Genomic DNA, 22,396 nt, shown 5'->3' with positions numbered 1-22,396 from the left:
ACGGGCGGGGACGGGGTGTGGGCAAGTCGGCGCCTGGCGGAAAGTATCCACAGAATCTGTGGATAATTATGTGTGTAACTCGGGTGAAGCCCACGAGATATGCGGGTGGAGCTAGGCTGCCCGCTTTTGATTCAGCCGCCCGCAAGCTCAAAACACCAATGGAATCAACCCTTTATAGGAAAACCATGCAAGCTGTGACAAAAGGATTACTTGACAAGCACGGTTTCCAAGCCTGTGGAAAGCTTCTTGTCTGGAAAGCCTCATGAACGCTGGGTTTGCATCTGCACATGACGAATTGTCGCGGGGTGTCCTCAGCATCTCCCAGCTTAACCGCGCCGTAGCGGGCATGTTGGAGCGCAGCATCCCGCTGGTGTGGGTGCGCGGAGAGGTTTCCAACTTTACCGCGGCGGCATCCGGGCACTGGTATTTCACGCTCAAGGACGGCGGCGCCGCGGCGCGCGGCGTGATGTTCCGGGGGCGCGCCATGCTGGTGGGATTCACGCCCCGCGAAGGCGACCGCATCGAGGTGCGTGCCCGCGTCTCGCTCTACGAGCCGCGCGGCGATTACCAGTTGCAGGTCGAGGCCATGCGGCGGGCCGGCCAGGGCGATCTGTTCGAGGCGTTCCTGCGGCTCAAGGAAAAACTGGCTGCCGAAGGCCTGTTCGATGCCGCCCGCAAGCGCGAACCGCGCACGATCCCGGCGGCGGTGGGGGTGGTGACCTCGCTGCAGGCGGCGGCGCTGCGCGACGTGCTGACGGCGCTGGCGCGGCGGGCGCCGCACGTCAGGGTGGTGGTTTATCCGGCGCCCGTGCAGGGCGAGGACGCCGGGCTGCGCCTGGCGCAGGCGATCGCCACGGCCAACCGGCGCGCCGAGGTCGATACCCTGCTGCTGGTGCGCGGCGGCGGCAGTATCGAAGACTTGTGGGCTTTCAATCATGAGGGCCTGGCGCGCGCCATCGTGGCCAGCGACATACCCGTGATCAGCGGCGTGGGGCACGAAACCGATTTCACCATCGCCGATTTCGCGGCCGACCTGCGCGCGCCGACCCCGACTGCCGCCGCCGAACTCGCATGCCTGCCGCGCGAGCAATGGCACAGGCGGCTGGAGCAGGCGGCGCTCGGCATCCGGCGGGCGCAGCAGCGGCGCATCGAGCGCGCCGAACAGCGCCTGGACCGTGCGGCCGCGCAACTGATGTCGCCGCGCGAGCGCCTGGCGCGACAGCGCGAGCGCCTGGCGGTGCTGGCGCGGGGGCTTGGCATGGCATGGGCCGCGCAGCAGCGCGACCGGCGTATCGAAGTCGAGCTGATGCGCCGGCGGCTGGCCGCGGAGTTGCCGGATCCGGTCCGGCTGTCTGCGCGGACCGCCGAACTGGCCCGGCAGTTGCGGCAGTGCCAGGCCTACCGGCTGGCCAGCCTGCAGCAGCGGCTGGCTTCCCACGCGGCGCACCTGCGGGCGCTCGGGCCGGAGCAGACCCTGGCGCGCGGCTATGCCATCGTGCGCGACGAGCACGGCGCCATCGTGAGGCAGGCACGCGGCTTGCAACCCGGCGGCAAGCTCGAACTGAGCCTGGCCGAGGGCGCCGCGCAGGCCGAAGTGACGGCGGTGCAGCCCGAGCGCGGCCCGCTGTAGGCGCGGTCGGCCGCGGTCTTCGCACCTTCTGGCGGCCGCCGCACTTTGTTAACCTTGCATTGCTCGGGGACTTGCGGGAAAAAGCCTGCCCGACCCGATAGAATGCACGCACAATCCCCCCAACCAGACGCTGGAGTCAAGATGGAACACACTCTTCCGCAGTTGCCGTACGCCCAGGACGCCCTGGCCCCGACCCTCTCCAAGGAAACCCTGGAGTACCACTACGGCAAGCACCACCAGACCTACGTGACCAACTTGAACAACCTGATCAAGGGCACGGAGTTCGAAAACGCCCCGCTCGAGGACATCGTCAAGAAGTCGTCCGGCGGCATCTACAACAACGCGGCCCAGCATTGGAACCACTCGTTCTACTGGAACTGCCTGACCCCCAAGAGCACGCCGCCCGCTGGCAAGCTGGCCGACGCCATCAATGCCAAGTGGGGCAGCTTCGACGCCTTCAAGGACACCTTCAGCAAGCAGGCCGCCGCCAACTTCGGTTCGGGCTGGACCTGGTTGGTCAAGAAGGCCGACGGCTCGATCGACATCGTCAACACGGGCGCCGCCGGCAACCCGCTGACCACCGGCGACGTGCCGCTGCTGACCTGTGATGTGTGGGAACACGCCTACTATATCGACTACCGCAATGCCCGCCCGAAGTACCTCGAGAGCTTCTGGGGCATCGTCAACTGGGAATTCGTGGCCAAGAACTTCGGCTGATTCCCGTCGCGCCGCCAGCCGGCGCACCGCAAGGCGGCCCGGCGGCCGCCGTATCGCGCGCTTCGGATTCGCAGGCCAGTCTTGCGCGAAGCGCGCGTTTTTATTGGGTCAGGATATTGCCGGTGAAGACTCGAACTCTCGCATCATGGGGACCCCGCGCCTCCCGCGCCGTTCGGCGCAAGGGCAGGCAGGCCCTGCGCATCTCGCGCAAGACCTTTCGTTATGCCCTGGTCCTGTGCGGCGCGGCCGTGGTGGCCCTGTTGTCGCTGCTGTTCGCCTGGATGGCCGAAGTGGCGCTGGCGTGGAACCATCGCTGGACCCATGCCGCGCCGTGGCTGGCGCTGGCGGCCGTTCCCTGCGGCATGGCGGGCCTGCGCTGGCTGACGCTGCAGCTTGCGCCGATGGCGCGCGGCAGCGGGATACCCCAGGTCATCGCAGCGACCTCCCTGCCCGTGCCTGTGGCCGCCAAGGGGCTGGTATCGCTGCGGCAGGCGCTCTGGAAGATCCCTTTGACCGCGGCGGCATTGCTGGCGGGCGCGTCGGTAGGGCGCGAAGGCCCGTCGGTGCAGGTCGGGGCGGCGGCCATGCTGGCCTGGGGGCGCTTCTGGCAGCATCGCATAGGAGTGAAGCTCGGGTTTCGCGCCAACGAGCTGATCGCCGCAGGCGCGGCGGGCGGGCTGGCCGCCGCGTTCAATACGCCCCTGGCCGGCGTGGTGTTCGCCATCGAGGAGCTGGGACGCGGCAGCGCCGTGCGCTGGAACCGGCTGGCCTTGTCGGGCGTGCTGGCTTCCGGCTTCATCGCGCTGGCCATTGCCGGCAACAATCCCTATTTCCATGTCGCCGCGGCGACCGGCTTCGCCGCGGGGTCGTGGGGCTGGACCACCGCCGCGGGCCTGCTGAACGGTGCGCTGGGCGGACTGTTCGCGGCTACGCTGCTGCGCGGGGTGCAGGGCTGGGCGCCGGTGCGCTGGCGCCCCTGGGTACGCCGGCATCCGGTGCGGGTGGCTTTTCTCTGCGGCTTGCTGGTCGCCGTGCTGGGGTGCCTGACCGGCGGCGCGACCTATGGCACGGGCTACGACCAGTCCGCCGCGCTGCTGGCGGGCCAGCCGGTGGGCAGCGCCTGGTTCGGCGTGGCCAAGTGGATCGCGACGGTTGCTTCCTATGTGGCGGGAATCCCGGGCGGGATCTTCACGCCTTCGCTGGCGATCGGAGCCGGCATGGGAGAACACCTCGTGCAGTTGGCGGGCCCGGCCGCCGATCCGCGCACGCTGGCGCTGGTCTCGATGGCCGCATTCCTGGCCGGCGCGACGCAGGCGCCCATCACGGCCAGCGTGATCGTCATGGAAATGACCCGCGGCCAGGACCTCATGTTCCACTTGCTGATGGCGTCCCTGCTCGCCTCGCTGGTGTCGCGGCAATTCTGCCCGCGTCCGTTCTATCACGCGGTGGCGCTGCGGTTCGCCAAGGAGGCGGGCGCGGCGGCGCGGGAGGGCGCGGTCCAGGCGCAGCCGCCCGTACACCGACCAAATGTAAATTTGTGAAGCGCATGCTTCACAACCGCTGAACTCTCCCCCTCTAATACGCGCTAGGATGGCACGCGTGGACAGCGTGGGGGGAGTCATGGCGGGTACGAAGAAGACGGCGGCGTGGGCCGTCGCGGGAGTGCTTCTGCTGGCCGCCGTGGCGGCGGGCGCGTGGTGGATGGGCAGGCAGGGCGCGCGCGGACCGGAAGCGCCGGTTGCGCAAGTCGCGGGAGGCGAAGAGCCGTTTGCGCTGCTCGATTGCAAGGCCAGGCTGTTCGATGAATCGCTGGCGCTGTCCGTGACGTTCTCGCAGCCGCTGGCGCGCGGTCAATCGCTGGGCAGGCTGCTCCAGGTGGTCGATCTCGGCACGGTCGCGGAAGACGACGATGAACGGGCCCGCCCGGACGCGGGCCGGCCGCAGGAAACGGACGCGATGCCGCAAGGCACGCGCATGCAGGGCGAATGGACGGTGGGAGACAACCCGCGCGTCGCTTATTTCCCCTATATCCAGCCCAACCACCGCTACGCCATCGGCGTCCCCGGCGAGGTCAAGGCCGGCGGCGGCGAGGCGCTGCCCCATGCCTATCGCTGCGAAGTCGCCAGCGAGGCCATGCCGCCTTCGTTCTACTTCGCCAGCCGCGGCGTGGTGCTGCCGGCCGGCCAGAACGGCGGCCTGCCGGTGGTGACGGTCAATACGCCCGAAGTCGACGTGCAATTCCTGCGCATCGCCCCGGCGAATCTGCCGCGGTTCTTCGAACAGGTGCTGGGCGTGCGCCGGCCCGCGGCCCGCAGCGAGGACGAGGCCGATCCGGATGCCGACAACGATTGGCGCTACAGCGGCAACCGCAGCCTCAAGGGCACGGTCGGCAGTTGGGACCTGGACCGTCTCAAGGACGTTGCGGGCAGCGTCTATGCCGGCCGCTTCCTGACCGACGACAAACCCAATCGCCGCCACGTCACCTTTCTGCCCGTGGAAGGCATCAAGGAGCTGCGCGAGCCGGGCATCTACGTGGCGGTGATGAGCCAGCCCGGGCGCTTCCGCAGCGAATACCAGGTCACGTATTTCTACGTGAGCGACATCGGGCTGCACACACGGCGCTATGCGGGCCAGATCGATGCCTTTGCCACTTCGCTCAAGAGCGGCAAGGCGCTGGGCGAGGCCGAGTTCGAATTGCTCGACGGCAATGCGCGTTCGCTCGGCAAGACCAAGGCCGACAGCCAGGGGCACGGCGTGTTCGCCGGCAGTTTCGATGCGGCGCGCGTGCTGGTGGCGCGCCGCGGCGCGGAACTGTCGGTAGTCGCGCTGGCCGAGCCCGCGCTGGATTTGTCCGAGTTCGACGTCGGCGGCCATCCGTCGCGCGACAACAAGCTGTTCGTCTACGCCGGCCGGGACCTGTACCGTCCGGGCGAGCAGTTCGACGTCTCGGTGCTGGCGCGCGACGCCGACGGCCGTGCCGTGCCGGCCGCGCCGCTCACCGCCACGCTCAAGCGGCCCGACGGCCGCACCGTGCGCACCGCGGCGTGGCGCCCCGAGGCCGAGGTGCCGGGCTACGTGCGCCAGCGCATCGAGGTGCCCGCCGATGCGCAGACCGGGACCTGGCTGCTGGAGGTGCGCGTCGATCCCGCCTCGCGGGCGGCCGACGCTTCCTGGAAGTTCCAGGTCGAGGAGTTCCTGCCCGAGCGCATGAAGCTGGCGCTGACCTCGCCCGAAGGCGTGCTGCCGGCGGGCCGTCCGCTGGCCGTGCGGGCGCAGGGCGATTATCTCTACGGCGCTCCGGCCGCGGGCAACCGCCTGCTGGGCACGGTTGCCATCGAGCGCGACCGCTATGCGCTGCCGCAGCAGTGGCCGGGCTTCCTGTTCGGCGATTTCGCCGACGACGATCGCCGCCAGCGCCGCGACCTCGAAGAAAATACGCTGGATGCCAAAGGCGCCGCCGCGGTGGCCGTGCCGGTCGATGTGAGCGGCACCTCGTCGCCGATGAAGGTCAAGGCCAGCTTCAGCCTGCTCGAGTCGGGCGGCCGGCCGGTGGTGCGTTCGATCGAGCGCAGCGTGTGGCCGGCGCCCGCGCTGATCGCGCTGCGGCCGCTGTTCGACCGCGACGTGGCTCGCGAGGGCGCGATCGCGCAATTCGAAGCGGTGCGTGTGGACGCGCAGGGCAAGGCAGTGCCGCTGGCCAACGCGCAATTGCGGCTGTATCGCGAAGAGCGGGTCTATTACTGGCGCTACGACGATCAGCGCGGCTGGAACAACGGCTTCACCGAAACCGAGGAACTGGTCGAGGCGCGCACGCTGGCTCTGCCTGGCAGGGTGGCCTTCGGCGTGCCGGTGAAGTGGGGGCGGTATCGCCTCGAACTGCAGGATCCCGAGCACGGCAATACCTTGCGCTACCGCTTCTATGCGGGTTGGGGCGCGCAGGACGCGGAAGAAATGGGTAACCGCCCGGACCGCGTGCAACTCAAGCTGGAGCCGGTTCCGGTACGCGAGGGCGGTACCGTCAAGCTGGAGATCACGCCGCCGCACGATGGCGAAGCGCTGGTCGCGGTCGAGGGCAGCCGCATGCTGTGGAGCAAGCGGCTGCCGGTGAAGGCTTCGGGTTCGTCGGTCGAGATTCCGGTCGGCAAGGACTGGAGCCGCCACGATCTGTATGTATCGGTGGCGGTATTCCGGCCCGGCAGCGAGGGCGACCGGGTCACGCCGGCGCGCGCGCTGGGCCTGGCCTACCTGCCGCTGGCGCGCGAGGACCGCAAGCTGGCCGTGGCTATCGAGGCTGCCCCCAAGGCGCTGCCGGAAAAACGCAGCACCGTGCGCGTCAGGGCCGATCCCGCGCAGGCGGGGCAGCAGGCGTATGTGACGCTGTCGGCGGTGGACGTCGGCATCCTGAACATTACCGGCTACGCCACGCCCGATCCCTACGATTTCTTCTTCGGCAAGCACCGCTACGCGCCCGAACTGCTCGACCTGTACGGCAAGCTGATCGAGAAGATGGACGGGACGCCGGGCCGCCTGAAATGGGGCGGCGACGCGGCCATGCGCGACACCCGCAGCATGCCGGTCAAGGTGCGCCTGGTGGACTTGTTCAGCGGGCCGGTCCGGCTCGATGCGCAGGGACAGGCCGAGATCCCGCTCGACCTGCCCGACTTCAACGGCACGCTCAGGCTGATGGCCGCGGCGTTCACGGCCGAGCGCTTCGGCAGCGCGCAGGCGGACATGGTGGTGGCGGCGCCCGTGGTGGCGGAACTGTCCACGCCGCGCTTCATCAGCCCCGGCGACGACGCGGCCATTGCGCTCGACGTGACCAATCTGAGCGGAATTCCGCAGACGTTGTCGGTCAGGCTCGAAGGGCTGGATCCTGTGCGGATACGCGGCGGCGCGCAGCGCATCAGCCTGGCCGACCAGCAACGCGCGACCCTGCGCTTTGCCGCCGAGGCCACCGGCGCCTACGGCCTTGGCCGGCTGCGGTTGACCGTGGATGGCGAGGGCGGGCAGGAGCCTGTGCGCATCGTGCGCGAATCGCTGCTGCAGGTCCAGCCCGCGGTGGCCGCCGCGCGCGACGTGCGCCGGGTGCGGCTGGCGCCGGGCGAGCAACTGGCGCTCGATGCCGGCGCGGTGTCGCGGCTGTACGCCGATTCCGCGAGCGTATCGCTGGCGGTCTCGAATCGGCCGCCGTTCAACGTCAAGCGCCTGGTGCAGGGCCTGCTCGACTATCCCTATGGCTGCCTGGAGCAGACCGCCAGCGCCGCCTATCCGCACGTGTTCATCGGCGAGGACGAGGCGCGCGCCTGGGGCCTGACGCCGCGCACGCGCGCTGAACGCGAGCGCGCCGTCGAGGCCGCGGTGGCGCGCATCGCCGGCATGCAGAAGGCCGGCGGCGGCTTCGCCTTGTGGGGCGACGGCGCGCAGGAAACCTGGCTGAGCGCCTACGTGGCCGGTTTCCTGCAGGATGCGCGCGGCGCCGGGTTCAATGTGCCCGAGCTGGCTTCGCGCCGCGCCTCGGACTGGCTGCTGGCGCAATTGCAGCAATCGTCCGCCAGCTTCCCGCGCCTGCCGCAGGCGCTGGCGGCGCAACTGGCCTCCGGCATTCCGCAGCGCCTGCGCGACAACGACTATGGCCTGCTGCGCGACGGCCACAAGCGCTTCGCCGAGCTGGCGCATGCGGCTTACGTGCTGGCGCGCGAGCAGAAGGCGCCGCTATCCACCCTGCGCGTGCTGCACGATGACTACCGCGACCGCGCGCGCTCGCCGCTGCCCCTGGTGCACCTGGGCATCGCCCTCAAGCTCATGGGCGACGAGGCGCGCGCGCAAGTGGCGTTCGACGAGGCGATGACGCGCGGCTACGGCATCGACGCCAACCGCTACGGCGGATACGGCGAATGGCTGGGGGACTACGGCTCGGCGCTGCGCGACTATGCGCTGTCCTACGCCTTGATGATGCAGCACCAGATCGCGCATCCGCGCCGCGAGGCCTTGCTCAACGACATCGCCGGCCGCCTGGGCAATCGGTCGTATCTGTCCACGCAGGAACAGATGGCGCTGTTCCTGGCCGCGCGGGCCGCGGGCGGCAGCACCCAGGCCGCGTGGACGGCCACGCTGCGCACGGCGCAGGGCGAGCAGCAGCTGAAGGCGAGCGATACCGAATCGCGCACCTTCGGCGCGGCGCAACTGGCCTCCGGCGTGACGCTGGTCAATACCCAGTCCGATCCGCTGTTCGTCGAGGTCGACGTGCAGGGGTATCCGCGCGAGCCTGAGCCGCCTTCCTCCTCGGGCGTCACGATCTCCCGCACCTGGTACGAGGCGGATGGGCGGCCGTGGAACGGCCGGCCGCTGCAGAGCGGCGAAGTGCTGGTGGTGAAGCTGGACGTCGCATCGGACCGCCGCATCGAGGATGCACTGGTGGTGGACCGCGTGCCGGCCGGGCTGGAGGTCGAGAACATGAACCTCACCCAGGGGGCCGACATGGCGGACTGGTCGGTCGGCGGGGTGCGCGTGGCTGACGCATTGACCGACGGGCGCATCAAGCATCGCGAGTTCCGCGACGACCGCTACGTGGCGGCAGTAAGCGTGGAAGGGCCGGTCTCGGTGTTCTACCGGGCGCGCGTCGTGACGCCCGGGCGCTATGTCGTGCCCGCGCCCGTGGTGGAAGATATGTACCGGCCCGAGATCCGCGCCGTCGGCTCCGCCGGCGCGACGCTGGTGGTCAACGATCCGGCCGGGAGCGCCCGCCAGCCATGAGCGGGCCCGCCCGGCCGCCCGAAGGGCCCGCTCCCTCCCGCGGGGAGGATGGCGCGCAGCGACAGGAGGGCGAATCAGTGAGCGGGCCCGCCCGGCCGCCCGAAGGGCGCGCCCGCGTGCCGCGCCGCTGGGTCTTGGCCGGTGCGGCGGCGGCCGCGGCCGTTGCCGCGCTGTGGCTGCTGGACCTGAGCCATCCGCTGCCGGCGCGAGCCTTGCGCCCCGCCGACGGCGGCCTGCTCGTGACCGCGGCCGACGGCAGCCCCTTGCGCGCCTATCCGGGCGAGGATGGCGTGTGGCGCTATCCGGTCGCCCCCGAAGAGGTCTCCCCGCTCTACCTGGAGGCCCTGCTGGGCTACGAGGACCGCTGGTTCTACTGGCATCCGGGCGTCAACCCCGTGGCGATGGCGCGCGCGGCCTGGCAATGGGCGAGGGCCGGGCGCATCGTCTCGGGCGGCTCGACGCTGACCATGCAGGCAGCGCGGATGATCGACCCGGCGCTGCGCGACGAACCGCGCAGCATACGCACCAAACTGCGCCAGATCGCGCGCGCCGTGCAGCTGGAGTGGCATCTGTCCAAGCGCGAGATCCTCGCGCTCTACCTGAACCATGCGCCCATGGGCGGCATCGTGGAAGGCGTGGAAATGGCCAGCCGCAGCTACCTGGGCAAGCCGGCCATGGCCTTGAGCCATGCCGAGGCGGCGCTGCTGGCGGCGTTGCCGCAGGCGCCGTCGCGGCTGCGGCCGGATCGCGCCGCCGCGGCCGCGCAGGCGGCGCGCGACAAGGTGCTGGACCGCATGGCCGCGCAAGGGCGCTGGAGCGCCGCCGTCGTGGCCGACGCGCGGATCGAGCGGGTGATCGCCCAGCCCCTTGCCGGCCGCTGGCTCGCGCCTTTGGCCGCCGAGCGGCTGCGCCAGCGCGCGCCGCGCGATGCCGGGTCCGCCCGCAGGCTGGTGCGGTCCACGCTCGACGCCGAATGGCAGGCGACCGTCGAAGGCATGCTGCTGGACCGGGTCGACAGCCTGCCGCCGCGGGTGTCGATGGCTGTATTGGTGATGGACAATGACAGCCTGGAGGCGCGCGTCTACGCGGGGTCGGCGGATTTTTCCGATCAGAAGCGAGCGGCGCACGTGGACATGGTGCGCGGCGTGCGTTCGCCCGGCTCCACGCTCAAGCCCTTTCTTTATGCGATGGCGCTGGACGAGGGCCTGGTGCATTCCGAGAGCCTGCTGGCCGATGCGCCGCAGACCTTCGCCGGTTATCGGCCCGGCAATTTCCAGGCCGCGTTCGCAGGCGCCGTCAGCGTGTCGGAAGCCTTGCAACGCTCGCTCAACGTGCCGGCGGTGGATCTGCTGGACCGCATCGGCCCGGCGCGCTTCGCTTCCTCGCTGCGGGCGGCGGGGCTGCGGCTGCGCATGCCCGCGGGCGCCGCGCCCAACCTCAGCCTGATCCTGGGCGGCGCGGGCACGACGCTGGAAGAACTGGTGGGCGCCTATCGCGCGCTGGCGCGCGGCGGCATGGCCGGGCGCGTGCGCCTGACGGGTGGCGAGCCGCGGATCGAAACCCGGCTGATGAGCGAAGGCGCGGCCTTCATCGTGCGCGATATCCTCGAAGGCGGCGGGCGTCCCGACCGTCCGTTCGGCGCGCCGGGCCGCCGGCTGGCCTGGAAGACCGGCACCAGCTTCGGGTTCCGCGACGCCTGGGCGGTGGGCGTGACCGACCAATGGACGCTGGGCGTCTGGATCGGCCGCCCCGACGGCACGCCCAATCCGGGCTTTTTCGGCGCCAATGCGGCCGCGCCCTTGCTGCACGACCTGGTCGCGGCGCTGCCCGCGCGCGAACCCGCGCCGCGCGTGCCGCCGGACACGGTGCGGCCGGAGCCGATCTGCTGGCCGCTGGGCCTGCGCGAGCAGGCGACGCCTTCCGGGCAGTGCCGGCAGCGCCGCGTGGCCTGGGTGCTGGACGGCGCGGCGCCGCCCACGCTGCCGGATCGCGGCGCCGTTGCCGGCATGCTGGAGACCGTCTGGATCGATCCCGCGTCGGGTCTGCGCACCGCGCCGGGATGCCGGATCGCAGGCAGGGCGGAGCAGGCCGTTCGATGGCCGGCGGCGCTGCAGCCGTGGGTGGAGGCAGGCGCCTTGGGCGCGCCGTCCCAGGCGCATTGGCATCCCGCGTGCGCGCGGCATGTTTCGACGGGCGCCGCCCGGCTGCATCTGGACGGGCTGGAGCGCGGCGCGGTGCTGCGGCCGGTGCCGGGGCGCGACCGCATCGAGATCGAAGTGCGTGCGCTCGGCGGGGAGGGCGAGTTATGGTGGATGCTCGATGGCAAGGCCGCGGGCCGGGGCGGCGCGGCGCGGCCGTTCGCGGCGCGCTTCATCGAGAACGGCCGGCACACGCTGACGGTGATGGACGAGTCGGGGCGCTACGACAGCGTGCAGATCGTGGCGGCGGGGCTGCCGACGCGAGTATTGCCGGCAGCGCAGCCGCCATTATGATGATCCCGCGCTACTTGCCCCGGGCCGGGAATCGATGTTTAATATTCGAACAATAGTTCGTATGTAGAACTTTTTGGTTTCGCAACACACCACGCCGCTCGCGCTTCCGGGTGCGGGACATCGTGCGGAGACATACATGATCAATAAAATCGTGGCTTCGGTCGCCGAAGCGCTGGCCGACGTCAAAGACGGCTCCACCGTGCTGGTCGGCGGCTTCGGTACGGCCGGCCTGCCCAACGCCCTCATCGACGGCCTGATCGAGCAGGGCGCCAAGGACCTCGTGGTCGTCAACAACAACGCCGGCAACGGCTACACCGGCCTGGCCGCGCTGCTCAAGACCGAGCGCGTGCGCAAGGTGATCTGCTCGTTTCCGCGCCAGGCGGATTCGTGGGTGTTCGACGAGCTCTACCGCAGCAAGAAGATCGAGCTGGAACTGGTGCCGCAGGGCAACCTGGCCGAGCGCATCCGTGCGGCCGGCGCCGGCGTGGGCGCGTTCTTCACGCCCACGGGCTACGGCACGCTGCTGGCCGAAGGCAAGGAAACGCGCCATATCAATGGCCGCGACTATGTGCTGGAATATCCCATCCACGGCGACGTGGCGCTGGTCTCGGCCTACAAGGGCGACCGCTGGGGCAACCTGACCTACCGCAAGACCGCCCGCAACTTCGGCCCCGTCATGGCCACGGCGGCCAAGATGACCATCGCCCAGGTGCACGAGACCGTCGAACTGGGCGAGCTGGATCCGGAAGCGGTCGTGACCCCCGGCATCTTCGTCAAGCGCGTGGTGGCCGTCGGCCCCGAGGGCAGCCAATACCACGTCCAGCCCGCAGCCTGAGGAACCGACCATGAACAAACTGAACCGAGACCAAATGGCCCAGCGCGTGGCGCGCGACATTCCCGAGGGCGCCTACGTGAACCTGGGCATCGGGCTGCCCACGCTGGTGGCCAACCACCTGCCTGCCGACCGCGAAGTGCTGCTGCATACCGAGAACGGCCTGCTGGGCATGGGCCCGGCGCCCGAGAAGGGCCAGGAAGACTGGGACCTGATCAATGCCGGCAAGCAGCCCGTCACGGCGCTGCCGGGCGCGGCCTATTTCCACCATGCCGATTCGTTCGGGATGATGCGCGGCGGCCACCTCGACGTGTGCGTGCTGGGCGCCTTCCAGGTGTCGGTCAAGGGCGACCTGGCCAACTGGCACACCGGCGCGCCCGACGCCATCCCCGCCGTGGGCGGCGCGATGGACCTGGCCATCGGCGCCAAGGACGTGTTCGTGATGATGGACCTGCTTACCAAGACTGGCTCGAGCAAGCTGGTCGAGACCTGCTCCTATCCCGTCACCGGGGTGGGCTGCGTGAGCCGCGTCTACACCGATCTGGCCGTGTTCGACATCGAGAAGGACGGCGTCTACGCCTCCGACCTGGTGGACGGCCTGTCGTTCGACGAGCTTCAGCGCCTGTGCGGCGTCCCGCTGCGCCAGGCCTGACCGCGCGATGAACGCCTTCGTCTACAACGCCCATGCCGCGCGCGTGGTGTTCGGCGCCGGCTCCCTGCAGCATCTGGAGCGGGAGATCGAACTGCTGGGCGCGCGCCGCGCGCTGGTGCTGTCCACGCCCGGCCATCGCATGCAGGCCGAACAGGTCGCGCAGCATCTGGGGACGAAGGCGGCCGGCGTATTCGCCGGCGCCGTGATGCACGTGCCCATCGAGGCGGCGCGCGAGGCGCGCGCAGAAGCCGGCAGGCTGCGCGCCGACTGCGCGATCGCCCTGGGCGGCGGCTCCACGGTGGGCCTGGGCAAGGCCATCGCGCTGGAGTCCGGCCTGCCCATCGTGGCGATCCCGACTACCTATGCCGGGTCGGAAATGACGCCCATCTACGGCATTACCGAGGCCGGATTGAAGAAAACCGGCAAAGACGCGAAGGTCTTGCCGCGCACGGTGATCTACGATCCCGAGCTGTCGGCGGGCCTGCCGGTGGCGCTGTCCGTCACCAGCGGCATGAACGCCATGGCGCATGCCGCCGAAGGGCTGTACGCGCAGGACCGCAATCCCATCATGTCGCTGATGGCCGAGGAAGGCTTGGCCGCCATGGCGCGCGCGCTGCCCGGCATCGTCAGCGATCCGGCCGACATCGAGGCGCGTTCGCAGGCGCTGTACGGCGCGTGGCTGTGCGGCACCGTGCTCGGCAACGTCGGCATGGCCCTGCACCACAAGCTTTGCCATACGCTGGGCGGCAGTTTCAACCTGCCGCATGCGGAATGCCATACCGTCGTGCTGCCGCACGCGGTGGCCTACAACACGTCCGCCGCGCCCGAGGCGATGGCGCGCATCGCCCGCGCCATCGGCGCCGACGATGCGGCCGGCGGCCTGTACGACCTGGCGCGCGAGAACGGCGCGCCCGTGGCGCTGCGGGACCTGGGCATGAAGGAGGCCGATCTCGATCGCGCCGCCGACATCGCGGTGTCCAATCCCTATTGGAACCCGCGTCCCATCGAACGTACGGCCATCCGTGCCTTGCTGCAGGATGCCTGGAGGGGAAGTCCCCCCCCTACGCGCTGACGCGCGCCCCCCAGGGGGCTCTACTTACGGACCGGCGGAGCCGGATCCGCTGTGCCCTGGGTCTAACCCAACGAGCTCCGTAGGGCGCGTTGGGGGACGGAGCAGGATTCGCGGTGCTCTCGGGTGGAAGATATTGGTTCTTCAGTCGGGATTTATTTTTTACTTTTTCGGGATCAGAACATGACGACACAAGCTTTCATCTGCGACGCGATCCGCACTCCTTTCGGCCGCTACGGCGGCGCGCTGGCTTCGGTGCGGGCGGACGATCTCGCTGCCGTTCCGCTCAAGGCCTTGATGGCCCGCAATCCCAATCTGGACTGGGGCGCGATTACCGACGTGATTTTCGGCTGCGCCAACCAGGCCGGCGAAGACAACCGCAACGTCGCGCACATGGCCACGCTGCTGGCCGGCCTGCCGCTGGAGCTGCCCGGCTCGACCATCAACCGCCTGTGCGGCTCCGGGCTGGATGCCGTGGGCACGGCGGCGCGCGCCATCAAGTCGGGCGAAGCCGGCCTGATGATCGCCGGCGGCGTGGAAAGCATGAGCCGGGCGCCGTTCGTGATGGGCAAGGCCGAGTCCGCTTATTCGCGCAACGCGGCGATCTACGACACCACGATCGGCTGGCGTTTCGTCAACAAGCTGATGAAGCAGCAGTACGGCGTGGACTCCATGCCCGAGACCGCCGAGAACGTCGCCACCGACTACAAGATCGAGCGCGAGGCGCAGGACCGCATGGCGCTGGCCAGCCAGTCCAAGGCCGCGGCGGCGCAGCGTAACGGCGTGTTCGACGCCGAGATCACGCCGGTCACCATCCCGCAGAAGAAGGGCGATCCCGTCGTCGTCTCCAAGGACGAGCATCCGCGCGAGACCAGCATGGAAGCGCTGGCCCGCCTGAAGGGCGTGGTGCGTCCCGACGGCACGGTCACCGCCGGCAACGCCTCGGGCGTGAACGATGGCGCATGCGCGCTGCTGCTGGCCAGCGAGGCCGAGGCGGCGCGCCACGGCCTGACCCCGCGCGCCCGCGTGGTCGGCATGGCCACCGCCGGCGTGCCGCCGCGCATCATGGGCATGGGTCCGGCGCCCGCCACCCGCAAGGTGCTGGCGCTGACCGGCCTGAGCTTGGACCAGATCGACGTGATCGAACTGAACGAAGCCTTCGCCGCGCAGGGCCTGGCCGTGCTGCGCGACCTCGGCCTGGCCGACGACGACGCCCGCGTCAACCCGAACGGCGGCGCCATCGCCCTGGGCCATCCGCTGGGCGCCAGCGGCGCGCGCCTGGCCACCACCGCGGTGAACCAGCTGCACCGCACCGGCGGCCGCTACGCGCTGTGCACCATGTGCATCGGCGTGGGCCAAGGCATCGCGGTCATTCTGGAAAGGGTTTGAGGGGAGGGGCCGCCCCGTACCCGCTTACGCGGCCCAGCATGGTGGGCCCCCAGCCGCTATGCGGCAGCCGCCCAAAGGGGGCCTGGGGCCGCCTCGGGGCGGCCCGGCGCCGGGCCCAGGGGGCGTCGCTGGCGGACCGGCAAAGCCGGATCCGCCCTTGCCTGGGATGAAACCCGGCTCGCTTCGCGGATCTCAGGGTAAGAGTCCCAACAGCAATTTGCCGACGTAGCCGTCGCGCGGGTTGCCGCGCAGGGGAATCGTCTGCGCGGCGCGTTCGGCGGCCGTGTTCTTGCCGAAGATGCCGTCGCGCGCCAGCGAGGTGCGCGCATAGGCTTCCAGGCTGCGCTCGTAGCCGCCGGCTTCTCCGTAGACCGCGCCGCAGGCGTCTTCCGGCAGGGCCAGTTGCGAGGTCAGCAGCTTGCGTTCGGTCTGCAGGGGCTGCGCGGTGCCTGCGTAGATCTCGACGTGCAGGTGGGGATACCGGCCCGGATGGCAGCCGGGGAAGATGGTCTCGAAGGTGACTTCGCCTGCGTCGTTCGCCGCCTGCACGCCGCGCAGGAAGTTCTCCTGCCGGATCTCTTCGGTATAGAGCGAATAGCCGCCTTCGCGCGTGCAGTGCCACAGGTATACGGAATGGTCCGGCAAGGCGGCGCAGCCGCGGGAGGCGTCGACCAGCGTCAGGGTCAGGCGTAGCGGCACGCCTTCGGCCGTGCCGGTGCCCGGGCTGACGCTGTGGCGCAGGTCGCTGCGCACGATGCCGGGCAGGGCCAGCGCGTTCGGCGCATAGCCGGCGGGCAGGCCCGGCTCGGGGGGAATTTCGACAGCCGCGTTGGATGCCCGCCCGTCCGCTTTCGCGCCGAGCGGGCCGAACGCATTGGCGGGCGGCGTGCCATTGGCGGTATAGGGGCCGGCGGCTTCCTCGCGCAGCGCCCGGCACGCCAAAGGCGCGGCCGCATAGGCCGGCAAACCCAGCATGGCGCCGCCCATGCCCATCAGGCGCGCCAAGGCCAGGCGCCTGCCATGGCGGGCCGGCTCGGCGAGCCGCGCGGACGGGGCGATCTTGTGGGAAGGGCAGGCGCACCGGGCGGCCAGAGGACGGTCGTCCATGTCATTTTCCTAGGCGGCGGGCATCCATGCCCTGAGCGGATCATCCGCCGGCATGGTACAGCGCAGCGCCCTGCTGCGCAGCCCCGCTTGCAATTTGATGCTCCCCCTTCAACTCCTCCACTTACGCTCGAAATCGCGGGCGCGGAAGTGTTCGGCCAGGAAATCGATGAAGCTGCGGGTCTTGGCGGGCAGATAGCGCCGGTGCGGATAGGCGATGTTGATGGTCAGGCGCGGCAGGTCCCAGTCGTTCAGGACCGGCACCAGCCGGCCGGCCACGATGTCGTCGTAGATGATGTATTTGGGCTGCACCAGGATGCCCAGCCCTTCGCGCGCGGCGGCGCACAGCACTTGGCCGTCATTGGCTTCCAGCACGCCCTTGACCTGCAGCACGCGCACCTCGTCGCCGCGCGAAAAACGCAGTTCGTCGTAGCGGTTGGAGTAGGTGTAGAGCAGCAGCTTGTGGTGGGCCAGGTCGTCGACGGTGCGCGGCGTGCCGTGCTGGTCCAGGTAGCGCGGCGAAGCGGCCAGGATGCGCCGCGTTTCGGCCAGCCTGCGTACGGTCAGGTTGGCAGTGTCCGATTCGTGCTCGCGCGTGCGTATGGCCAGGTCTATGCCGTTGTCGATCAGGTCGTAGTAGCGATTGGCGGTAAGCAGGTGGACGTTGACCTTGGGGTAGCGCTGGTTGTACTCCGGCAGCAGCGGCGCGATGTGGCGCATCGCGAACGACAGCGAGGACGTGATGCGCAGGTCGCCCGACGGATCGAGTACCGTGGCATTGACCGCCAGCTCCGCCTCCTGCATTTCTCCCAGGATGTTCTTGCTGCGGCGGTAGAACTCCTGGCCGACCTCGGTCAGATAGAGCCGGCGCGTGTTGCGTTCGACCAGCCGGGCCGACAGGCGCTGCTCCAGCGTGGCGAGATGGCGGCTGGCGGCGGCGACGGACAGCCCCGCGGCCTCGGCGGCACGCGTCAGGCTGCCCAGTTCGGCGATGTGGACGAACAATTCCAGCTCGCGCCAGCGATCCATCTTGTTTTTTCCCGATCGATTGTTAGCGGAATTGCAAAAGTGCTTTACGCCGGAGTCGGCGGCAGCGGGCTGCGCAAGCCGGGCGGGAGCTTATAATTCCGAGCCTCACGATACCCCTCACGACACTTGTCAACGCTGGAGTTTCCATGGCCGTCATCCCGCAAGCAGCCCTCGACCAATTGTTCACGTCCGCCCGCACCCAGAACGGCTGGCTGGACAAGCCGGTTTCCGACGAACAACTGCGGCAAGTCTACGACATTGCGAAGATGGGCCCGACCTCGATGAACTGCCAGCCCATGCGCGTGGTGTTCCTGCGCACGCCCGAGGCCAAGGAGCGCCTGATGCCGGCCCTGAGCGCCGGCAACGTCGACAAGGTCAAGCAGGCTCCGGTCACGGCCATCGTCGCCACCGACACCCGCTTCTACGAATTCATGCCGCAGATCTGGTTCCGCGAAGGCGCCAAGGAAATGTTCGAAGGGAACGCCGCGCTGGCCGCCGGCACCGCGACCCGCAACGCGACCCTGCAAGGCGCCTACCTGATGGTCGCCGCGCGCGCAGTCGGCCTGGATTGCGGTCCGATGAGCGGCTTCGACGTCGCCAAGGTCAACGCCGAGTTCTTCCCGGACGGCCGCGTCACCGCCAATTTCCTGTGCAACCTGGGCCATGGCGACACCGCCAAGCTGTTCGATCGCCAGCCGCGCCTGTCGTTCGAGCAGGCCGTCACGCTGCTCTGATCGCACATCTTCCGGGCTTGCGTGCCGCGCGGCGCCAGGCCCGGACGGACGAGAAAAACGGCCGATGCGGCATCCCGCATCGGCCGTCGTTTTTCGCCTCGGCCTGCTGCGCTATTGCTGGGCGATGCCGGCTTTCTGCATGACGCCCTTCCAGCGCTCGATTTCCGCGCTCACGTGACGGCCCAGCGCGTCGGGGCTGGACGCCTCGGGCAGGCAGGCCGCGGCCATCGCCTGCTTGCGCACCGCATCCTGGGCCAGTGCCTTGCGCACCGCCTGGTTCATTTTCTCGACGATGGGGGCGGGCGTGCCGGCCGGGAAGGCGAGGCCGTACCAGGTGGTGACGTCGTAGCCGGCCACGCCGGATTCGACCGCGGTCGGCACGTCGGGCAGCCCGTCATAGCGCTTGGGCGACGTGACCGCCAGCGGCTTGAGTTCGCCGGCGCGGATCTGCCCCAGCAGCGGCGAGGCGACTTCCACCAGCAGTTCCACTTCACCGCTCATGACCGCGGCCACGGCGTTGGGCGTGCCCTTGTAGGGAACGTGCACGATGTCGATGTCCGTCAACTGGCGCAGCAGTTCGGCCGCGAAGTGCTGGGTGCTGCCTATGCCCACGCTGGCGTAGTTGAGCTTGCCGGGCTGGGCCTTGGCGCGTGCGACCAGGCCGCCCAGGTCCTGGGCGGGGAAGTTCTTGCCGGCAACCACGACCAGCGGCTGCGCGCACAGTGTGGAGACCGGCGCGAAATCCTTGACCGAATCGAACGGCAGTTTCTGGTAGACCGCGGCCGAGACGGCATGGCCGTTGTTCATGACGAAAATGGTGTGGCCGTCGGGTGCTGCGCGAGCGACGGTATTGGCTGCGAGCGTGCCGCCGGCGCCGGGTTTGTTCTCCACCACGATGGGCTGGCCGAGGATCTCGGCCAGCGGCTGCGCCACCATGCGGGCGATGATGTCGGTGCCGCCGCCGGGGCCGAAGCCCACCATCATGCGGATCGGGCGGCTGGGCCATTCCTGCGCGGCGGCGGGAAAGGCGGCGGACAGGGCGAGCGCGCACAGCAGCGCGGCCGGCCTCTTGGGGTCGGTATGCATAGTCTTTTGCCGCCGGGCCGCTCCCAAGGCAAAAGCGCCCCCTCGGGGGGCAGCGCCGCCGCGTAGCGGCAAGAGTGGGGGCATTTTTTGTCTCCTCGGTGGTGGGTCAGGGGCGGGCGGAACCTGCCAGCCAGGCCTTGCCGCGGGCGTACAGCGCCTGGATTTCATCCCCCTGCAATCCCGGCATGGTGGTCTTGACGTCCATGCCGATCTTGACCTGCAGATAGGCCAGGTGCCGGTATCCCTCGGGGAAGCGGTTGAGGAGCCCGGCATCCAGCTCGAGCCGGACCGAGGGATCGACCGGGTCCAGGCGATCTTTTTCGTAGATGGGCTGGCGCTCGACCACGCCCCAGCGGCCGCCGCGCTTTTCCACGAAATCGTAGAAGCGGCCGGTGCACACCACGTCGCAGAGCACGCCATCGACGCTGGCGCGCTGGGAGATGGTCATCTTGGTCTGGGCCACGGCGCGGTCGCCTTCGCGGTCGATGGTGCAGCCGCCCAGGAAATGCAGGATGTTGACGCCGCGCGCCATGCCCTCGCGGCTCTGGCGGATGAACTCCGCCGCCGACGCCTGGCACCACGTGGCGTTCATCCGGCCGTCGTCGTGCCAGACGGTGGCGAAGCGCTCCCAGTCCCCCGCATCGCGCCATAGCGCCCAGTTTTCCACCAGTTCGCGTATGGCCAGTTTTTCTTGGTCGTACATGCAACTCCTCCTCGATGTGCGCCGGCCGCGCAGCCGGCCGGCAGTGGCGGCCGAGGTCAGGCGGCCGGGTTCAGGACGAAATCGAAGTCCAGCGTATAGAAAGGCTGGCTGCTGGCGCCGCCGTCGGGCGTGGGACCGGGTTCATGGCGCACCCACTGGGCGATCAGCGAGGAGCGCACGCCGAACACCGCGTCCGAATCCAGGTATTGGTCGCCGTCGCGGAACACGTGGGTGACCAGCGTTTCGTAGCCTTCGGCCTTGATCATGAAGTGCAGGTGGGCGGGCCGCCAGGGATGCCGGCCCAGCGCGCTCAGCATGCGGCCGACCGGGCCGTCGTGGGGAATGGGATAGGCCTCGGCCAGGATGGAGCGGAAATGGAAGCTGCCGTCGGGGGCGGAAATGATGCGCCCACGGCCCCGGTGCGCCTCGTCGCCGGCGTACTGTACGTCGTAGAAGCCTTCCGCATCGGCCTGCCAGACTTCCATGACCGCGCCGCCTATGGGCGTGCCGTCTACGCCCCGGACCGTGCCGCGCACGAAGCAGGGGTCGCCCTTGGCGCCGTTGGCGATGTCGTCGCCCAGTTCATAGCCGGGCGCGCCTTCGACGAAGAAGGGGCCGAACACCGTCGCCTCGGTACAGGCGTCGGGCTTGCGGTGGTTCATCGCCGTCACCAGGGTGGACAGGCCCAGGGTGTCGGACAGCAGGATGAATTCCTGGCGCTTGTCGTCGGTGATGTGGCCGACGGCCGTCAGGAACTCGATCCCGGCGACCCACTCTTCCTCGGTCAGCTTCACCTCGCGGGCGAATTCGTGCAGGTGCTGCACCAGGCTGGTCATGACCGTCTTGAGGCGGGCGTCGGTGGCGTTGGCATGGCGGGCCAGCACGGCCTGGGTGATGGTGTCTTCGTTCAGGTTGCGCACGGTAGCGGTCTCCGGGGCGATGGCAGGCCGCGCGGGGGCGGCTGCCACGATTTCTTGGGTAGACGGCTACTGTAGAGGGGGAGCGATACCGATTGAAATGGAAAAACAGGAAAAGAGTTTCACGCCGGGTGGAAAAGTCCTCCCTATGCGCTGACGCGCGCCACCCAGGAGGCGGCACTGGCGGACTGGCAAAGCCAAAACCGCTGTGCCCTGGATCAAACTTCCGCGATATCTGCAGCCGAGCAAAAGAACACACCGCTTCAATTCAAGACACCCTTCCAAGACCCAGGAAGCGGTGGATCCGGCTCCGCCGGTCCACCCGCTTCGCCCCCTGGGGGGCGCGCGTCAGCGCGTAGGGGGGGGCCTACTACCTAATGCCGTCGATGCGGGAGCCGGCTTTCAGGCCGCGCTTGGCGAACCAGCCGCGCTCCATTTCGAGGGCGTAGCGGACGGGCTGGGAGGCGCAGTGGCTGTCTTCAGTGCGCGGCGCCATGTCTTCGATGTTGGTGATCCTGCCGTCGTCGGCGATGAAGGCCACCGACAGCGGCACCAGGGTATTGCGCATCCACATGCACTGAGTGCCGGGCACGTCGAAGATGAACAGCATGCCCTGGTTGGGGCCGAGCTGTTCGCGGAACATCAGCCCTTTTTCGCGGGTGGAAGGCGTGGCGGCGACTTCGGCCTGGATCAGGTGCATGCCTGCCTGCAGCGTCTGGCGCGGCAGGGATTGGGCCAGCGCGGTGCCCGCCAGGCACAGCGCAGCCACGCCCGCGCCGGCGCGCAGGGCCAGGCGGATCGATCTGGAGAGGAAGCAAGTCATGGACGTCGGTCTAGGTAGGAGGGAAACGGCCCGGCCGCGCGGCCGGTCATGCCGCGCAACCCCCGCGCCGAGCGTAGCATGACACGGCCTGCGGCAGCCTGAACGCCGCCGCAGGCCGGGATCAAAGCGCTTCGCTGATGTTGAGCGCCTGCTTGCCCTTGGGACCCTGGGCCGCCTCGAAGGTGACTTTCTGGCCTTCCTTGAGGGTCTTGAAGCCATTCATCTGGATGGCGGAGAAGTGGGCGAACAGGTCGTCGCCGCCGTCATCGGGCGTGATGAAGCCGAAACCCTTGGCGTCGTTGAACCATTTGACCGTACCGGTCCCCATCTTGCCTTGGTTGAGATCGCTGGACATGACTTTTGATGCCTTCTTGTAGTCGGTTACAACACAGTCGTGCAACAGGCGCGGGGCGCGCTTCTCCGGCCGCCTGGCGGACCGTCGTTGCGCGCCCCGTGGTGCTGGAAG

The 22,396-nt window shown here is 69.3% G+C and carries 17 protein-coding genes; 10 read left to right on the top strand and 7 right to left on the bottom strand.

All coding sequences use genetic code 11. The features are described 5' to 3' along the window. Positions 1-262 precede the first annotated feature (262 nt). From xseA to pcaF, 9 genes are all read left to right on the top strand, one after another. Complete coding sequence (gene xseA, locus PIGHUM_RS17030) at positions 263-1,630, top strand: exodeoxyribonuclease VII large subunit (RefSeq protein WP_124080773.1); 1,368 nt, start codon at positions 263-265, stop codon at positions 1,628-1,630. Positions 1,631-1,771: 141 nt separating this feature from the next. Then, a complete protein-coding gene (locus PIGHUM_RS17025) occupies positions 1,772-2,347 on the top strand; it encodes a superoxide dismutase (protein ID WP_124080772.1) in 576 nt (191 codons plus the stop codon). 122 nt (positions 2,348-2,469) lie between these two features. Further along, positions 2,470-3,888, top strand: coding sequence for a chloride channel protein (locus PIGHUM_RS17020; RefSeq protein WP_246013270.1), 1,419 nt, complete (start codon positions 2,470-2,472; stop codon positions 3,886-3,888). A gap of 79 nt (positions 3,889-3,967) precedes the next feature. Then, complete coding sequence (locus PIGHUM_RS17015; protein WP_124080771.1) at positions 3,968-9,100, top strand: alpha-2-macroglobulin family protein; 5,133 nt, start codon at positions 3,968-3,970, stop codon at positions 9,098-9,100. A 77-nt stretch (positions 9,101-9,177) separates the two neighbouring features. Then, positions 9,178-11,592, top strand: a complete 2,415-nt coding sequence (gene pbpC, locus PIGHUM_RS17010) for a penicillin-binding protein 1C (RefSeq protein WP_425466737.1) — start codon at positions 9,178-9,180, stop codon at positions 11,590-11,592. 136 nt (positions 11,593-11,728) lie between these two features. Next, the gene (locus PIGHUM_RS17005) at positions 11,729-12,427 is read left to right on the top strand and encodes a 3-oxoacid CoA-transferase subunit A (protein ID WP_124080769.1); all 699 of its coding nucleotides are present in this window, start codon (positions 11,729-11,731) and stop codon (positions 12,425-12,427) included. A gap of 10 nt (positions 12,428-12,437) precedes the next feature. Further along, entirely contained in the window at positions 12,438-13,076 is a 639-nt protein-coding gene (locus PIGHUM_RS17000; RefSeq protein ID WP_124080768.1) for a 3-oxoacid CoA-transferase subunit B, read from the top strand. A 7-nt stretch (positions 13,077-13,083) separates the two neighbouring features. Then, positions 13,084-14,148, top strand: coding sequence for a maleylacetate reductase (locus PIGHUM_RS16995; RefSeq protein WP_124080767.1), 1,065 nt, complete (start codon positions 13,084-13,086; stop codon positions 14,146-14,148). Positions 14,149-14,328: 180 nt separating this feature from the next. Then, positions 14,329-15,534 (top strand): 3-oxoadipyl-CoA thiolase, encoded by a 1,206-nt coding sequence (pcaF, locus tag PIGHUM_RS16990; protein WP_124080766.1) that lies wholly within the window; start codon positions 14,329-14,331, stop codon positions 15,532-15,534. 192 nt (positions 15,535-15,726) lie between these two features. Here pcaF and PIGHUM_RS16985 read toward each other — a convergent pair whose 3' ends face one another. Both PIGHUM_RS16985 and PIGHUM_RS16980 read right to left on the bottom strand, forming a co-directional pair. Beyond that, the gene (locus PIGHUM_RS16985; protein ID WP_124080765.1) at positions 15,727-16,641 is read right to left on the bottom strand and encodes a peptidase associated/transthyretin-like domain-containing protein; all 915 of its coding nucleotides are present in this window, start codon (positions 16,639-16,641) and stop codon (positions 15,727-15,729) included. A gap of 108 nt (positions 16,642-16,749) precedes the next feature. Continuing rightward, the gene (locus tag PIGHUM_RS16980; protein WP_124080764.1) at positions 16,750-17,667 is read right to left on the bottom strand and encodes a LysR family transcriptional regulator; all 918 of its coding nucleotides are present in this window, start codon (positions 17,665-17,667) and stop codon (positions 16,750-16,752) included. Between the two features lie 146 nt (positions 17,668-17,813). On the opposite strand from PIGHUM_RS16980, the gene PIGHUM_RS16975 reads away from it, so the two are divergent. Further along, positions 17,814-18,401, top strand: a complete 588-nt coding sequence (locus tag PIGHUM_RS16975) for a malonic semialdehyde reductase (protein WP_124080763.1) — start codon at positions 17,814-17,816, stop codon at positions 18,399-18,401. Positions 18,402-18,512: 111 nt separating this feature from the next. On the opposite strand, the gene PIGHUM_RS16970 is transcribed toward PIGHUM_RS16975, so the two are convergent. From PIGHUM_RS16970 to PIGHUM_RS16950, 5 genes are all read right to left on the bottom strand, one after another. After that, on the bottom strand, positions 18,513-19,487 hold the full coding sequence (locus tag PIGHUM_RS16970; RefSeq protein ID WP_124080762.1) for a Bug family tripartite tricarboxylate transporter substrate binding protein: 975 nt from the start codon (positions 19,485-19,487) through the stop codon (positions 18,513-18,515). A gap of 106 nt (positions 19,488-19,593) precedes the next feature. Beyond that, the gene (locus PIGHUM_RS16965; protein ID WP_124080761.1) at positions 19,594-20,190 is read right to left on the bottom strand and encodes a nuclear transport factor 2 family protein; all 597 of its coding nucleotides are present in this window, start codon (positions 20,188-20,190) and stop codon (positions 19,594-19,596) included. A 56-nt stretch (positions 20,191-20,246) separates the two neighbouring features. Next, entirely contained in the window at positions 20,247-21,110 is an 864-nt protein-coding gene (locus PIGHUM_RS16960) for an intradiol ring-cleavage dioxygenase (protein WP_124080966.1), read from the bottom strand. A 367-nt stretch (positions 21,111-21,477) separates the two neighbouring features. Then, complete coding sequence (locus PIGHUM_RS16955; RefSeq protein WP_124080760.1) at positions 21,478-21,930, bottom strand: DUF192 domain-containing protein; 453 nt, start codon at positions 21,928-21,930, stop codon at positions 21,478-21,480. Between the two features lie 121 nt (positions 21,931-22,051). Beyond that, positions 22,052-22,258, bottom strand: a complete 207-nt coding sequence (locus PIGHUM_RS16950; protein WP_187697804.1) for a cold-shock protein — start codon at positions 22,256-22,258, stop codon at positions 22,052-22,054. Positions 22,259-22,396 lie beyond the last annotated feature (138 nt).

Origin of the sequence: Pigmentiphaga humi (genome assembly GCF_900606115.1) — a bacterium.
Classification (GTDB): Bacteria; Pseudomonadota; Gammaproteobacteria; order Burkholderiales; family Burkholderiaceae_B; genus Pigmentiphaga; species Pigmentiphaga humi.
This window is presented reverse-complemented; position numbering and strand designations above follow the sequence as displayed.

Bases quoted from the DNA above. Each gene is read 5' to 3' on its own strand.
- xseA (WP_124080773.1), top strand. From the start codon at position 263: ATGAACGCTGGGTTTGCATCTGCACATGACGAATTGTCGCGGGGTGTC.
- PIGHUM_RS17025 (WP_124080772.1), top strand. From the start codon at position 1,772: ATGGAACACACTCTTCCGCAGTTGCCGTACGCCCAGGACGCCCTGGCC.
- PIGHUM_RS17015 (WP_124080771.1), top strand. From the start codon at position 3,968: ATGGCGGGTACGAAGAAGACGGCGGCGTGGGCCGTCGCGGGAGTGCTT.
- PIGHUM_RS17005 (WP_124080769.1), top strand. From the start codon at position 11,729: ATGATCAATAAAATCGTGGCTTCGGTCGCCGAAGCGCTGGCCGACGTC.
- PIGHUM_RS17000 (WP_124080768.1), top strand. From the start codon at position 12,438: ATGAACAAACTGAACCGAGACCAAATGGCCCAGCGCGTGGCGCGCGAC.
- PIGHUM_RS16995 (WP_124080767.1), top strand. From the start codon at position 13,084: ATGAACGCCTTCGTCTACAACGCCCATGCCGCGCGCGTGGTGTTCGGC.
- pcaF (WP_124080766.1), top strand. From the start codon at position 14,329: ATGACGACACAAGCTTTCATCTGCGACGCGATCCGCACTCCTTTCGGC.
- PIGHUM_RS16985 (WP_124080765.1), bottom strand. From the start codon at position 16,641: ATGGACGACCGTCCTCTGGCCGCCCGGTGCGCCTGCCCTTCCCACAAG.
- PIGHUM_RS16980 (WP_124080764.1), bottom strand. From the start codon at position 17,667: ATGGATCGCTGGCGCGAGCTGGAATTGTTCGTCCACATCGCCGAACTG.
- PIGHUM_RS16975 (WP_124080763.1), top strand. From the start codon at position 17,814: ATGGCCGTCATCCCGCAAGCAGCCCTCGACCAATTGTTCACGTCCGCC.
- PIGHUM_RS16970 (WP_124080762.1), bottom strand. From the start codon at position 19,487: ATGCATACCGACCCCAAGAGGCCGGCCGCGCTGCTGTGCGCGCTCGCC.
- PIGHUM_RS16965 (WP_124080761.1), bottom strand. From the start codon at position 20,190: ATGTACGACCAAGAAAAACTGGCCATACGCGAACTGGTGGAAAACTGG.
- PIGHUM_RS16955 (WP_124080760.1), bottom strand. From the start codon at position 21,930: ATGACTTGCTTCCTCTCCAGATCGATCCGCCTGGCCCTGCGCGCCGGC.
- PIGHUM_RS16950 (WP_187697804.1), bottom strand. From the start codon at position 22,258: ATGGGGACCGGTACGGTCAAATGGTTCAACGACGCCAAGGGTTTCGGC.